This window comes from Pseudomonas neuropathica (assembly GCF_015461835.1).
Taxonomy (GTDB): Bacteria; Pseudomonadota; Gammaproteobacteria; order Pseudomonadales; family Pseudomonadaceae; genus Aquipseudomonas; species Aquipseudomonas neuropathica.
Genome location: NZ_JACOPX010000006.1, coordinates 85870 through 99322 on the forward strand (window position 1 = coordinate 85870; position 13453 = coordinate 99322).

Annotated in this window: 11 protein-coding genes; all 11 read right to left on the bottom strand. The window is 60.7% G+C overall.

From position 1 onward, the window contains the following. Window positions 1-85: 85 nt before the first annotated feature. Window positions 86-1486 carry an APC family permease gene (locus H8F23_RS09940; RefSeq protein WP_194934238.1) on the bottom strand — a complete coding sequence of 467 codons (1401 nt, stop codon included), beginning with the start codon at window positions 1484-1486 and terminating at the stop codon, window positions 86-88. Further along, a complete protein-coding gene (locus tag H8F23_RS09945; RefSeq protein WP_194934239.1) occupies window positions 1476-3863 on the bottom strand; it encodes a TonB-dependent receptor plug domain-containing protein in 2388 nt (795 codons plus the stop codon). Before H8F23_RS09945 ends, H8F23_RS09940 begins: the two co-directional genes overlap by 11 nt. A gap of 429 nt (window positions 3864-4292) precedes the next feature. Next, a complete protein-coding gene (locus H8F23_RS09950; RefSeq protein WP_194934240.1) occupies window positions 4293-4958 on the bottom strand; it encodes a sulfite oxidase-like oxidoreductase in 666 nt (221 codons plus the stop codon). 158 nt (window positions 4959-5116) lie between these two features. Next, on the bottom strand, window positions 5117-6172 hold the full coding sequence (locus H8F23_RS09955; RefSeq protein WP_194934241.1) for a substrate-binding domain-containing protein: 1056 nt from the start codon (window positions 6170-6172) through the stop codon (window positions 5117-5119). A gap of 23 nt (window positions 6173-6195) precedes the next feature. Further along, on the bottom strand, window positions 6196-7221 hold the full coding sequence (locus tag H8F23_RS09960; RefSeq protein WP_194934242.1) for an ABC transporter permease: 1026 nt from the start codon (window positions 7219-7221) through the stop codon (window positions 6196-6198). Next, window positions 7214-8770, bottom strand: coding sequence for a sugar ABC transporter ATP-binding protein (locus H8F23_RS09965; RefSeq protein WP_194934243.1), 1557 nt, complete (start codon window positions 8768-8770; stop codon window positions 7214-7216). Before H8F23_RS09965 ends, H8F23_RS09960 begins: the two co-directional genes overlap by 8 nt. A gap of 8 nt (window positions 8771-8778) precedes the next feature. Further along, window positions 8779-9450 carry a methionine ABC transporter permease gene (locus H8F23_RS09970; protein WP_194934244.1) on the bottom strand — a complete coding sequence of 224 codons (672 nt, stop codon included), beginning with the start codon at window positions 9448-9450 and terminating at the stop codon, window positions 8779-8781. Continuing rightward, window positions 9447-10247 (bottom strand): methionine ABC transporter ATP-binding protein, encoded by an 801-nt coding sequence (locus H8F23_RS09975; RefSeq protein ID WP_194934245.1) that lies wholly within the window; start codon window positions 10245-10247, stop codon window positions 9447-9449. Before H8F23_RS09975 ends, H8F23_RS09970 begins: the two co-directional genes overlap by 4 nt. Further along, the gene (locus H8F23_RS09980; protein ID WP_194934246.1) at window positions 10244-11053 is read right to left on the bottom strand and encodes a MetQ/NlpA family ABC transporter substrate-binding protein; all 810 of its coding nucleotides are present in this window, start codon (window positions 11051-11053) and stop codon (window positions 10244-10246) included. The genes H8F23_RS09975 and H8F23_RS09980 overlap by 4 nt, the downstream gene beginning before the upstream one ends. A 27-nt stretch (window positions 11054-11080) precedes the next feature. Continuing rightward, on the bottom strand, window positions 11081-12127 hold the full coding sequence (locus H8F23_RS09985; RefSeq protein WP_194934247.1) for an isopenicillin N synthase family dioxygenase: 1047 nt from the start codon (window positions 12125-12127) through the stop codon (window positions 11081-11083). 346 nt (window positions 12128-12473) lie between these two features. Further along, window positions 12474-13391 carry a catechol 1,2-dioxygenase gene (gene catA / locus H8F23_RS09990; protein WP_194934248.1) on the bottom strand — a complete coding sequence of 306 codons (918 nt, stop codon included), beginning with the start codon at window positions 13389-13391 and terminating at the stop codon, window positions 12474-12476. Window positions 13392-13453 lie beyond the last annotated feature (62 nt).

Here is a 13453-nt window from a genome sequence, read left to right on the forward strand (position 1 = left end):
AATCGAACTCGGCCTGTTTTTGCCTCACTGAATCCATCATCGACCTCGGCCTGTATTTGCTTCAAGCCATAATCGACTCGCTCTTTCAGGTCGATGTATCCCCCAAGACACCTCGGTCGGCCCCCTCTCCCTCTGGGAGAGGGCTGGGGTGAGGGTTTAGCGTCAGTCGGCTCAACCCGGCCAAAAGCACCACGCCCACCAACAACACCCCAATCCCCAAAAACGCCCCAAACCCCACCACCGTCACGCTGGAATACAGCATGTACAGGCACAACCCGAAGAACAGCAGCGGCAACAGCGGATACAACGGCACCTTCACCGGCCTCGGTACCTCGGGAAAGCGCCGTCGCAGGATGATCAGCGCCACGCTGCTCAAACTCAAAAACAGCCAATAAACCGGGGTCAGGTACTCGACCATGGTGTTGAAGCCGTTCTGAGTAAAACTGCCAAACAGCACCAGCAACAATGCCACCGCTCCTTCCGCCAGTAACGCTTTGCGCGGTACACCATGGCGGTCATCCCAGGCGCCGAAGCTGCGCAGTTGTGGCACATCGCGCGCAGCAGCGTAAGTGGTGCGAGCGCCGACCAGCAGGGTCGAGTTGATGGTCGCGATCGCGGCGATACCGACCATCAGCAAAATCAGCATGACACCCGGTGCACCGAAAGCACGGTTCAACAACTCAACCGCCGGTGCATTGCTGGCGGCCAGTCCAGCGAATCCCAAGCCCTGAACGAACGCCCAATTGAGCGCCAGATAGATCGCCATCAACACGCTTAGCGCACCGAGCATGGCAATGAAAATCCCTCGTCGACCATCGCGAACCTCTGCCGATAATGTCGCCGCATCGCTCCAGCCGCCGAACGCCAGAAAGACGAAAATCATCGCCGCCGAGAACCCGGCCATGCCGGTGTTTTGCGCGACGGGCGCAAGACTCGGCGCAGGTGCTTCGATACCTTGCCAGGCCAGAAAAACACCGGCACTGGCGATGCTCAAAAAGCCCAGCGCCAACAGCCCCACCAACAAGGTCTGGGTAATAAAACCAATGTGCTTGCCAGTGAGATTAAGCAGCACCAACGCGGCAATCACCGCCCCGGCAAACAGCCCCGAACCGTACTGCCCCAGCGGCACCACCGCGTTGACGTAATCGGCAAACATGAACGCCGACAACGCTATCCAGCCGGTGTGCATCACCGAAAACCGCGACCAGGCGAACAGGAATCCCATGCGCTCGCCATAGGCCGTGCGCAGAAAGTGATAATCGCCGCCCGGGTGCGGAAACGCCGTGGCCATCTCGGCAAAACACAGTGCGCCAATCATCGACGCGACACCGCCCAGCACCCACACCAGATAGAAATGCTCTGGCCCAACGTTGAGGGCGACGGTCGGCGCGGTTTTCAGGATGTCGGTGGTGATCACCATGCCCAGCGTGATCAGCAACGCCTGAAACACCGGCAGATGCCGCCCCGGTCCCGCGTTAGAAACCATAGGTAGCGCGGGCGTAGTAGTAGGCGCCGTTGGTGCCGATTGGCGAGAGCACGTCGTATGGCAGGTTACCGCCATAGTTGATCGCCGAACCGGAACGTTCCGGGTAGTTGTCGGTGAGGTTGTTGCCGCCCACGGCAATGTTGAATTTCGGCGTGAATTTGTAGGCCACCTCGGCGTCCAGCTGCCACACAGCGCCGTAGGTTTGCTCCGGTTGCGAATCGCCGAAATCGAAGACACGGGTGGTCTCGCCCTGGCGCGTCAATCTTCCAAGCAGGCCCCAGTGTTCGCTGGCCCAGTTGGCGGAAAAGATGAAGCGATCCTTTGGCGCCGCGTCGGTCAGGGTGTTGGTTTCCTCGACACCAACGAGGGCGTCATTGCCAATGCCCAGCGCCGTCAGTTGCGACGGCGTGCCTTTGGTGCTGGTGACTTTGGTGTGGTTGTAGGTGTACGCGGTGGTCAGGCCCAGTTGCCCTTCGTAGAACGGCTGGTGGTAGTTGAGCACCAGTTCGGCGCCGTGGGTGCTGGTGTCGGCGGCGTTGGTGAAAAAGTTGACGTCGTGCACGCCAGCAACGCCGAAGTTGTCGTTGATGTAGTTTTCCAGGGCGTCGCTGCCAATGCGTTGTGACAGGGTGATGCGGTCTTTGACGTCGATGCGGAATACATCCAGCGACGCGTCGAAGCGTTCGTTCAACTGAAAGGTCAGGCCGAGGCTGAAGTTCTTCGAGGTTTCCGGATCGAGCTTCTCGGCGCCGAGTGCGCGGGCGATCGGGTCGTTGACCGAGAGCACGCGGATGTCGGTCAGCGTGCCGCCATCGCCAAAGTTGCTGGTGGTGTTCTGGAAGCCACTCTGGGCCAGCGACGGCGCGCGGAAGTTGTTCGAGACTGCACCGCGCAAGGCCCATTGTTCGGTGAGTTTGTAACGACCGCTGAGTTTGCCGGTGAGTTTGCTGCCGGCATCGTCGTAATGTTCCCAGCGCGTGGCGGCGTCGACGAAGAAGCGATCACTGAGATCGCCGGACAACTCGGCGTAGGTGCCGAACACGTTGCGATCCAGATCCGACTCTTCGCTAGGGCGTAGACCGTTGGCGCCATCGGCTCCGGAGCCGATGTAGGAGGCCTCGTCACCGGCGTAGGTCAGGTAGTTTTCGTAGCGGTATTCGCCGCCAACCGCGAGGACGAACGAGCGCTCGCCGAGACGCAGTTCGCGGCTGAAGTCGAGGTTGGTGGTGGTCTGGCGCAGCTCGTAATCGCCGGTATCGAACTTCGTCGGTGAGTCTTCGCCGAGGCTGACGTTGAGCGTGCGCCGGGTGGAGCCATCGAAGCGGTTGCGACCGTGGGTGACGCTGCTGTCGAAGTCCCACTCATCACCGATCAGGCCTTTGAAACCGGCGGTGGCGGAGACGTCGTTATTGTCGCCGAGCGATTGCGGCAAGTAGCCGTTGGGGTAGAACTGCGGCTGTTCATACGGGTAGCGATAGAACTCGGCGCCGGTGGTGTGCCGCTGGTTATAGGTGCCGAAGCTGTAGGCTTTGCCGCCGGCCAGCGGCAGTTCACTGTTGAACCAGAGGTTGACGTCACGCGCAACGCCGTCGCCCATCACATAGTTGCGCTGACCGGGGCTGTCGGCAAAACCGTCGAAACCGGCGCGGTTGGTCGGATTGCGATCCTTGTATTCGGTGCCGCCGCGGATAAACCCGCCCTCTTCGCCCAGGCGCGTGCCGATCTTCGCCGTGGTCACGCTGTTCTGGCCATCGGTGGTGGTCTTGTCGATGGCGTCCTGATGGGTGTGATAGGCGCCATAACTGGTGGACACCTCGCCACCCTCGGGCGCGTCGTCGAGGATGATATTGATTACCCCGGCAATCGCGTCGGAACCGTACTGCGCGCCGGCACCGTCACGCAGCACTTCGATGCGTTTGATCGCGCTCAGCGGGATCGAGTTGAAATCCACGGGTGCGGTACCGCGCCCGATCTTCGACGAGTCGTTGACCACCGCTGACGTATGGCGACGCTTGCCGTTGACCAGTACCAGCACCTGATCCGGGCTCATGCCACGCAGTTGCGCCGCGCGCACGTGGTCGGCGCCACCGGAGTTGGATTGGCGCGGCAGGCTGAAGGATGGCAATAACGTCTGCAACGCCGCGCCCAGTTCACCATCAGCGGCGCCGGCGGATTTCAGGTCTTCGGCGGTGAGCACGTCGACCGGTACCGGCGAATCCAGTACGGTACGTGAAGTACCCCGGGTGCCGGTGACCAACACCGTGCCGAGTCGGGATTCGCTGTCGGCGCTGACGGAAGTTTCTTCGGCGTTAGCGGGAAGTTGCCAAATAGCGGACACAACGGCAGCCGCCAGTAATGAACGGGAACGGTAATGCATATAACAGCTCCTTGAATCGCAGTTAATACCCGGCCGTTACCGACAATAAAGTTCGGCAAGCAATGCGCGGCAATGTCTGCTGTAGTTTTGGATTTCTGAAAGGCAGTGAAGGCTTTTTTACGGTGAGTTGCAGTTTCCCCAGCTGAGACGTTTCCCCTTGAAAGCCGATGCTAGACGAGCTTCCGTCGATCGCAAAAGAACCAATAACGCTTAGGTTAGATCGCTCTAAAGGAGTGTTCTTAGTTCAGCAGAAGTGTTGCTGAGCCAACACCTTAATCAACTAACACTAATTTTTTATATTGAAATGCAATCCCCTGTAGGAGTGAGCCTGCTCGCGATAGCGGTACATCTGTCGACATCACCGTTGAATTTAAAACCGCTATCGCGAGCAGGCTCACTCCTACAGTTTTGATCTGCATGAAACGCTACTTAGTCGAACGCTTTTTCCAGCCAGGCATCCTCCGCAATATCCAGTTCATCACCACTGAATCGCTGTTCGGCAAACGGATCGGCGTGCAGATGAAAGCCGTTCTGCTCCCAGAACCCGGGTTGTTCCTGCTCGACGAATTCAAGTCCGCGCAACCATTTCGCGCTCTTCCAGAAATACCGCCCCGCCACCACCAACCGTAGCGGCCAGCCATGTTGCGCGGTCAACGGCTGGCCGGCGTAATGGGTGGCCAGCAGAGTGTCAGGATGCAGCAGATCCTCAAGTCGCAAGTTGGTCTGGTAACCGGGGTCGGCATGAGCCATGACGAACGCTGATGTCGGCTGGATATCGAACGCCTGCAACAAATCCTGCAGATGCACCCCACTCCACTCGGTGTCGAACTTCGACCAGCGTGTCACGCAATGGATGTCGCAGCGCAGTTGTCGTTGCGGCAGTGCCTGCAGCTCGGCGTAACGTAATTCGATGGGCTGTACGAGCGTGCCGAACAGGCGCAGCGACCAGTTGGCGAGGTCGTAATCCGGTATTTCGCCTTCGTGGAGAATTGGGAATCGCTCCGTCAGCACCTGGCCTGGGGGCAGTCGTTTACCGAGCGCCGGATCGGTTTTTGGAGAACGGCTTTTGCGTAAGCGGTCAGCTTTGTTGTGCATGTAAGCTCCAGAACTCCCTCAGTTTCCGCAACTACGCGTTAACCCTGTGGGAGCGAGCTTGCTCGCGAATGCGGTGGGTCAGTCAACAGAGTTATCGACTGATCGGGCCTCTTCGCGAGCAAGCTCGCTCCCACACGGGCGATGTCGTGGCAAACGTTCTAGTTGGCCACTGGAATCCACGACGCCCGTGCAACATTCGCGGTATCACCAAAACTCGGTAGCTTCTGCGCCAGATCACGCACGTTTTTCACATCCAGATCCAGCAACTGCTGACGGGTAATCAGCGTCGGCGGCACCAGCACCTGATGCCCCGGATTTTCCCCGGCAATCAACATCGCCAGACTGCGCACACTGATTGCCCCGGCCACTTGCGGATTGACCGCCGCCGTCGCCGCCCAGGCGCTGTCCGGCTCTTTCATGATCTGAATATCGGCGGTGGAAATATCGGCGCTGTAGATCTTCACCTTACTCGCGAGCCCCGCTTCGTCGACGGCGATTTTTGCGCCTTTGGCGAACTCATCGAACGGTGCAAAGATCACGCTGATGCCTGGATTGGCTCGAAGCACGGCGCTGGCCTGATCCGCCACGGAGTTGGCAATCGGCGGATTCAGTGTGCCAAAGCGTGCCTTCTCGACGATTCCCGGATTGGCTTTCTTGACCTGACTCCAGATCTCATCGCGGCGTTCCATCGGCGTAAAACCACTGATGTACACATAGCCGGCATCGAACTTCGTGCCGTTGTCCTTGACGGCTTGATCGAGGGCCAGACGCGCCAGCGCATGGTGATCCTGCTCGACCTGGGTCACTTGCGGGGTGTTCAGATCGACATCGAAGGCGACGACCTTGATGCCTTTGGCGATCGCCCGATCGATCGGTGCTTTCAGGGTTTCGGCCAAACCGAGTTGGACGATGATGCCGTCGACGCCGAGATCGACCGCCTGATCGATCATCTCGCCCTGACTCGCCGCTTGCTGCCGGGCATCGAATACCCGCAGGTTGGCACCCAGTGCTTCGGTCTGTTTTTCGACGCCGCGCAAATACGCCTCGGGGAAGTCCCCGGAGAACAAATACCCCACCAGCGCGATCTGTACCTGACCTTTGTCGAACGGTGCGGGTGCGCCGGGCAAGGCTTTGGCCTGAGCGCTCAGTGCCATCGCCGAAAGCAACGCGCCGGCGAGGCAATGACGGGCGAACTGTGTGATTGAACCGTGCATGCAACTTCCTTGAATAAAGCGGCTCAACGCGCCCGATGCGCGAGGCCGAAGGTGAACATCAGGGCCAGCACCAGCACCAGTCCCTTGACGAAATCCTGTGCGTAGTACGGCGCGTTGAGCATGGTCAGGCCATTGAGCAGCGCCGCCACCAGCAGCGCACCGACCAGGGTGCCAAAGGCGTTGGGCTTCTTCGCGCCGAGTACAGCAAAACCGATCAGCGCTGCGCCGAGGGCATCCAGCACCAGACCGTTGCCCGAACTGACGTCGCCGCGACCCAGGCGCGCTGCCAGCAACAATCCGCCGAGCGATGCGAGCAACGCCGAGAGCACGTAAGCCAATAACTTGAAGCGCTGCACCGGTGCACCGGCCAGTCGTGCGGCTTGCTCGTTGCCGCCGATGGCATAGAACAAACGACCAATGCGCGTACGTTCGAGAAACAGCCACACCGCCACCGCAACCACCGCCGTGATCAACACCGGAATCGGCACCACCTCCCACAACCGCCCACGCCCCAGCGCAAGAAATGCGGGACTGAACGTACCTTCAGTTTCCTCACCGCTGGGCAAGGTCATGCCCACCGCAATCGAGCGTCCGCCCGTGGGAATAAGTTGCACGCCGATGACCAGAAACATGCTGCCCAGCGTCGCGAGAATGTCCGGCACCCGCAGTTTGACGATCAGCCAACCGTTAAGCAGGCCGACCAGCGCACCGCCCGCCAGACTGATCAACACCGCCGGCAACGCGCCCCAGCCGAGCACGACCATCACGTAACTGGCGATCATCAGGCTCATCGCCGCCACCGCGCCAATCGACAGATCGAGACCGCCGACCGCCATGGTCAGCGTCACGCCCAGCGCCAGCAGCGCGACAATCGACACCGATTGCAGGATGCTGAACAGGTTGCCGACGCGCAGAAATGCCGGCTCGGCCACACTGAAAAACACCACGATCAGCGCCAGCAACCACAACAGGCCGTAGCGGATCAACCCGTGCAACAGACGTTCGGCACGTGCCGGCTCGGTCGATAACAGTGAACTTGATTCAGGCACTCGCTCTGCTCCTTGGCGTGGCTTGAGGGGAATGTTCGGTCACGTCGCTGCCGGCCAGTGCGGCAACCAGATCAGCACGATTGAGGCCGGCACGCGGGTACTCGGCGACCACGGCGTGATCGCGCACCAGCAGAATGCGGTCGGCAATTTCCAGGGCTTCATCGACGTCGGCGCAAATCACTAAAGTCGCGCGCCCCTCGGCGCTGTCGCGCAGCAGTTGGCCGATGTCGCGGCGGGCGCGCACGTCGACGCCTTGAAAGGGTTCATCAAGGATCAATACCCGCCCTTCGCCGAGCAGCCAGCGGCCGAGCACGACCTTCTGTTGATTGCCGCCTGACAGTGCGCTCATCGGCACATCGATACCGGCAGTCTTGATCCCCAGCGCCGCCACTTGTGCCTCGACCGCTGCCGCTTCGGCGCGGTTACGGATGAAACCGCCGCGGGTAAAGCGCTCGATAAACGGCAAAGTCAGGGTGCGACGCAAAGTGAAATCGGGTACCAGCGATCGACTGGCGCGATCTTCGGCCGCGAAGAAAACCCCGCTTTGGATGGCCTGGCGCGGTGAGTCCGCACGCCAGTCAGTACCATCCAGTTGCACGCGGCCCGAGGTCGCTTTACGCAGGCCGAACAGCACCTCGGCGATTTCACTTTTACCGGCACCCAACAGCCCGGTCAGCACCACCACTTCACTCTCGTGCAGGCTCAGATCGAACGCGGCGGAGCGCGGCAGAATTTGCATGGCGTTGAGTTTCAACACTTCGCGCCCGGCCACGCGTGGCAGGTAAACATGCTCGGCCAGCGCCTGCCCGAGCATGGCGCTCACCGCGTCGGGTAATTGCCGTGCCGTGAACTCGCCCGCGAACTGGCCATCGCGCAGAACGACGGCGCGATCCGCCACGCGCTGCAGGTCGGAGAGTCGATGGGAGATGTACAGAATCGCCACGCCGCGAGTGCGCAAGGTGTCGATCAAACCAAACAAGCGCTGCGCTTCGGCATCGGAAAGTGCTGCTGTCGGCTCATCCAGAATCAGCAGGCGCGGCTGCAACGCCAAGGCTCGAGCGAGCACCACCAATTGCCGTTCGGCCTGACCGAGATGCTCGATCGGTTGCTCCAGCGGCAAGGTCAAACCCAGCCCGGCGGCAATGCTTGCGGCACGCTCCAGCAGGTGTTTGCGATTGAGCCAGAAGTCCGCGTCCGGCTTGCACAGTTCATCGAGCAGGAGGTTTTCCGCGACACTCAAACCCGGTGCGATGCCCTCGTTGATCTGTTGATGCACCGCGACAATACCGAAGCGCCGCGCCGACAGCGGCGAACTGAAATGCCGTGGCGCGCCCTCCAGCCAGATCTCGCCAGCGTCGGCAGTCTGGCTGCCCGCGAGGATCTTCACCAGAGTCGACTTGCCCGCGCCATTGGCACCGAGCAGCGCCACCACTTCGGCGGGATAGATGTCCAGGCTGACGGCGTCCAGCGCCCGACTCGCACCAAACATTTTACTCAAGTCACGCACACGAATCAGTGGCTCGCGAACTACAGCGACCGGCACACTCATACAAATCCTTAGCGGCGATGCGCCAGCGAACGAACCAATCGATCACCCAGGCTTTGCACGCCCTGAACGAGGATCACCAACACCACCACCGTGGCAACCATCACTTCATTGTTGAACCGCTGATAGCCGTAACGGATCGCCAGATCACCGAGCCCGCCACCGCCGATCACCCCGGCCATCGAGGAGAAACCGATCAGCATCACCAGCGTCAAGGTGATCCCAGCCAGCAACGCCGGCAGCGCTTCGGGCAACAGCACTTTGAAGATCACATGACCGATGTCGCCGCCCATGGCGAGGATCGCTTCGATGCGACCCTTGTCGACTTCGTCCAGAGCGTTTTCGACGATGCGCGCGAAGAATGGAAACGCACCGATGGTGATCGGCACCACGGCAGCGGTGCTGCCCAGCGTTGTGCCGACCATTAGCCGCGTCAGCGGGATCAGGGCAATCAGCATCACCACGAATGGCAGTGAACGGCCGAGGTTGACCACGCCACCCAGCACGGCATTCAGGCGTGGCATCGGCAACAGTCCGTCGCGACGACTGATAAACAGCAACACGCCTAACGGCAAGCCGATCAGCAGCGTGAACAGCCCCGCGAGCAGGACCATGTACAGGGTTTCACCGGTGGCGTTGAACACCAGTTGCAGGATTTCATCCCAATTGACCGTGCGGTTCATGAGTGCGCAGCCCGTACGCCGTATTGTTTGAGAAAACTCAGGCCTGGCTCAGCGTGGCCCAGCGGCAAGCCGCAGGTCGGCCGCAGCGAAGCACCGAGTTGCGATTGCGCATCGGCCAGCAGACGTGGCACCGGCCCGGCTTCGACCAGGCGTCCGTTGGCCATGAACGCAGCGTGATCGCAGATCGACTTGACCACGTCCAGTTCATGGGTGATCAATACGATGGTCACGCCCAATTGCCGATTGATATCGCCCAGCAATTGCAGGATCGATTCGGTGGTTTCCAGGTCGAGCGCACTGGTGGCCTCGTCCGAAAGCAGGTATGCGGGCTCTGCGGCGAGGGCGCGGGCAATGCCGACGCGCTGTTTCTGCCCGCCGGACAATTGCGAGGGAAAGGCCTGTGCCTTGTCACTCAAGCCAACCAGTTCCAGCAGTTCGCGCACCCGCACATGGCGCCACGGCTTGCCGACATTGGCGATTTCCAGCGGCACCGCGATGTTGTCGAACACAGTGCGCGAATGCAGCAAATTGAAGCCCTGGAAGATCATGCCGATGCGCTGACGCTGGCGGCGCAGGTCGCTGACCGACAGCGTCGTCAGGTCGACGCCATCGAGCAGAATGCGTCCGCTGTCCGGCCGTTCGAGCAGGTTGAGGCAACGCAGCAGCGTCGACTTGCCCGCCCCGCTACGCCCGAGAATCCCGTAGACCGCACCGTCGGGAATGCTCAGCGAGACCTGATCGAGTGCCGGTTGCGCGGCCGAAGGATAAGTCTTGCTCAACTGCTCGACGGCGATCATGGCTTGCCGCCCGCCACCGGAATCACCGAGCCGGCGAAGTTGTCGGTGATGTATTTGGCGACCTCTGGCGACGTCAGGTCCTTGGCCAATTGCGCGATACGCGGGTCGTGTTCGAGCTTGGGCGTGGTCACCAGAATGTTGGCGTAGGGATTGTGTTCAGCCTTCTCCAGGCCCAAGGCATCCTTGGCCGGCACCAGGCCTGCGTCAAGCGCGTAGTTGCCGTTGATCACGGCCAGATCGACGTCGTCCAGCGAGCGCGGAATCTGCGGCGATTCGATCTCGAGAATCTTCAGTTGTTTCGGGTTTTCGGCGATGTCCTTGGGTGTTGCCTGGTCCGCCGCCGGGTCGTTGAAGCCGGATTTGAGTTTGATCAGGCCGTTGTCCTGCAACAGGTACAGCGCGCGGCTCAGGTTGGTGACGTTGTTGGGCACGGCGACGGTGCCTTTTACCGGCACGTCGGCGAAGCTTTTGTGCCGGTGCGAGTAAATGCCCAAGGGTTCGATATGCACCGTGGCCGCCACCGCCAGTTTCTCGCCGAGGGCCTTTTCCTGGGATTTCAGGTACGGCAGGTGCTGGAAGTAATTGGCGTCGACGTCACCGTGCACCAACAGCTCGTTGGAGTTCACCCCGTTGGGGATCTCGATGACTTTGAGGTTCAGCTGCGGATCGATCTTCTGGATGTACGCCAGAATCTGCGCGTGGGGCACCGGGTCGGCAGCCACGCGCAGCGGCTCCAGCGCCTGCACACCGAACGACGTCACCAGCGCGCCGAGCACGGCCAGGGTCAAACCTGCTTTCTTGATCATGTGCGGAGTCCTTGAGCGATGGTTGAGTCAGGCGGATTTACGAACGGGCGGTGGTGGCAGCAACGCATCGGCGTAGAAGCGCTGCGCGACATCGGGATGCGAGCGCAAACGACCCTTGAGGTAGTTCCAGCCGACATCGCGAAACAGCGGATTGAGCGGATCACTCGCCGGCCCGCGCGCCTCGCGCAACAGTGCGGTGGGCAGCGGATACAGCGGCACCACGGCATCCAGTTGCGCACCGAGGAAGAACGCGACAGACAGACGCTCACTGCCCTCCGGCGGCGACACGACTCGGTGCACCGTGGCCCGCAGATAACCGTTGCTGGCCAGTTCGAGCAGTTCGCCGATGTTCACCACCAGGGTGTTCTCACGCGGCAACGCATCGATCCAGCGCCCCTCTTCGATCTCGACCTGCAGCCCGGCCTGCTGGTCTTGCAGCAGGAAGCTGAGGAAACCGGAATCCTTGTGCGCGCCGACACCCTGGTGGCTCGACTCGCTGGACTGGCCGGGATAGCGCATCAACTTGATGTGTTCGTTGGGCTTGTCGCCGTAGAGCTGATCAAACGCATCGGCCCGTAGCGATAGTGCCTGAGCAAACGCACGCAGCAGGCGCAACGACATCCGCGTCATCGCCTCCTGCCATTCCAGCAGCAAAGGTTTCAGTTCCGGCAGAGCCGCCGGCCATTGGTTGGGGCCTTGCAGCCGCGCCCAGAACGGGCTGCCCGCCGTCAATGGCAGCGCCTCGCGCTCGGCACCCAGATCAAACTGCTCGCGCAGATCGGGCTGGCCACGGGTGATCTCCGAGGCGGCACGGTTGTAACCGCGAAAGTGCGGTGAATTGATCATGCCGACGGCGGTTTTCTCTCTATCGGGCAAGGCGAAAAACTGGCGGGCGTGGGCCTGTACTTGCTTGAGTAAAGCGCTGTCGATGCCATGCCCGGTCAGGTAAAAGAAGCCGACGTCGCGCGCAGCGTGGCGCAGGTCTTCAAGAAATTCGTAACGCTGTTGCGCCGTGCCTTCGAACAGCGACAGGTCCAGGGTCGGTAATGCGGTGATATCGAGGGTATGCGGCATGATTCACTCCCGTGTGAATCAAACCTGAAAAACCTGTGATCGATTCAGCGTGTGCCGTCATGGCAATCGGGGGTCTATCGGTTTGATGCGTTTTGATTCGTCGTTGAGACAAAACTAAACGATCTTAAAAACGCTGAGCCAATATCTTTTTCGCATTACCTTAGGCCTGATTTCCCCTCACCCCAGCCCTCTCCCTGAGGGAGAGGGAGCCGACCGAGGTGTCTATCGCGATACATCGACCTGAACGACCGAGTCGATTATGGATTTGGCACAAACTGTTCAGGTCGGCGTGATGCTTAACAACAACGCGGTCAGTCCCCTCTTGAGGGAACCAGACGACTCGGTATCAAGCGTCTTGCAGCGCACGTGGCCGTTGGCTGCGTTGTTCGGCACTGGCGTCCGGCGCCGGTTGCAACTGGAAGTCGAACTTCAGCTCGGCATAACGCCCCGACACCGCGTCCGCACGGAACACCACTTCCCCGACCAAGCCTTCACGGGTCGCGTAGGCGAAGTCATCCCACAGGTATTGATCACCCGAAAGATTGATCTGCGTGGTCAGATGCCGATGCCCCGGCGCGCTGATAAAGAAATGCACATGGGCTGGACGCTGGCCATGGCGACCGAGCTGGTTCAGGCATTCCTGGGTCGGCCCTTGCGGGTCGCAGCCATAACCGGACGGCACGATGCTGCGAGCGCGGTAACGGCCTTCGGCGTCGGTAATGATGCGTCGACGCAAGTTGTACTCGGACTGGCTCGGGTCGAAAAACGAGTAAGTGCCCTTGGTGTTGGCGTGCCACAGATCAACGGTGGCACCGGCCAGCGGCTGGCCATGCAGATCGAACACCTGGCCTTCGAGGTGCATGACGGTGGCGACACCCTCCTCGCTGCCGTCATCCATGCGGCATTCGCCTTCACACAGCGGCGCGCCGGCCACGTACAGCGGGCCTTCGATGGTGCGTGGCGTGCCGCCGGTCAAGCCGATCTGTGCATCCTTGGCGTCCTGCAACAGGTCGAGGAAGTGCTCGATGCCAAGGCCGGCGACCAGTAATCCCGCCTCCGAACGAGCGCCCAGCCGGTTGAGATAGTCGACCGCTTTCCAAAACTCGTCCTCGCTGATTTCGAGGTCTTCGATGATTTTCGCGCTGTCCTGCAAGATGCGCAGGACGATGGTTTTCAGACGGGAATTACCCTCGTCGTTGGAGAAACCGGCGGCTTCTTTGAAGAAGGCTTGCAACTCGGCGGTGTGGGCAATTTTCACGGTCATGGTGGTTACCTCATCTTGTTGTTTTGTCGACGCAGTTCTTGAGCTCCATCACGTCCCTTGTA

Bases quoted from the DNA above. Each gene is read 5' to 3' on its own strand.
- H8F23_RS09940 (WP_194934238.1), bottom strand. From the start codon at position 1,486: ATGGTTTCTAACGCGGGACCGGGGCGGCATCTGCCGGTGTTTCAGGCG.
- H8F23_RS09945 (WP_194934239.1), bottom strand. From the start codon at position 3,863: ATGCATTACCGTTCCCGTTCATTACTGGCGGCTGCCGTTGTGTCCGCT.
- H8F23_RS09950 (WP_194934240.1), bottom strand. From the start codon at position 4,958: ATGCACAACAAAGCTGACCGCTTACGCAAAAGCCGTTCTCCAAAAACC.
- H8F23_RS09955 (WP_194934241.1), bottom strand. From the start codon at position 6,172: ATGCACGGTTCAATCACACAGTTCGCCCGTCATTGCCTCGCCGGCGCG.
- H8F23_RS09965 (WP_194934243.1), bottom strand. From the start codon at position 8,770: ATGAGTGTGCCGGTCGCTGTAGTTCGCGAGCCACTGATTCGTGTGCGT.
- H8F23_RS09970 (WP_194934244.1), bottom strand. From the start codon at position 9,450: ATGAACCGCACGGTCAATTGGGATGAAATCCTGCAACTGGTGTTCAAC.
- H8F23_RS09975 (WP_194934245.1), bottom strand. From the start codon at position 10,247: ATGATCGCCGTCGAGCAGTTGAGCAAGACTTATCCTTCGGCCGCGCAA.
- H8F23_RS09980 (WP_194934246.1), bottom strand. From the start codon at position 11,053: ATGATCAAGAAAGCAGGTTTGACCCTGGCCGTGCTCGGCGCGCTGGTG.
- H8F23_RS09985 (WP_194934247.1), bottom strand. From the start codon at position 12,127: ATGCCGCATACCCTCGATATCACCGCATTACCGACCCTGGACCTGTCG.
- catA (WP_194934248.1), bottom strand. From the start codon at position 13,391: ATGACCGTGAAAATTGCCCACACCGCCGAGTTGCAAGCCTTCTTCAAA.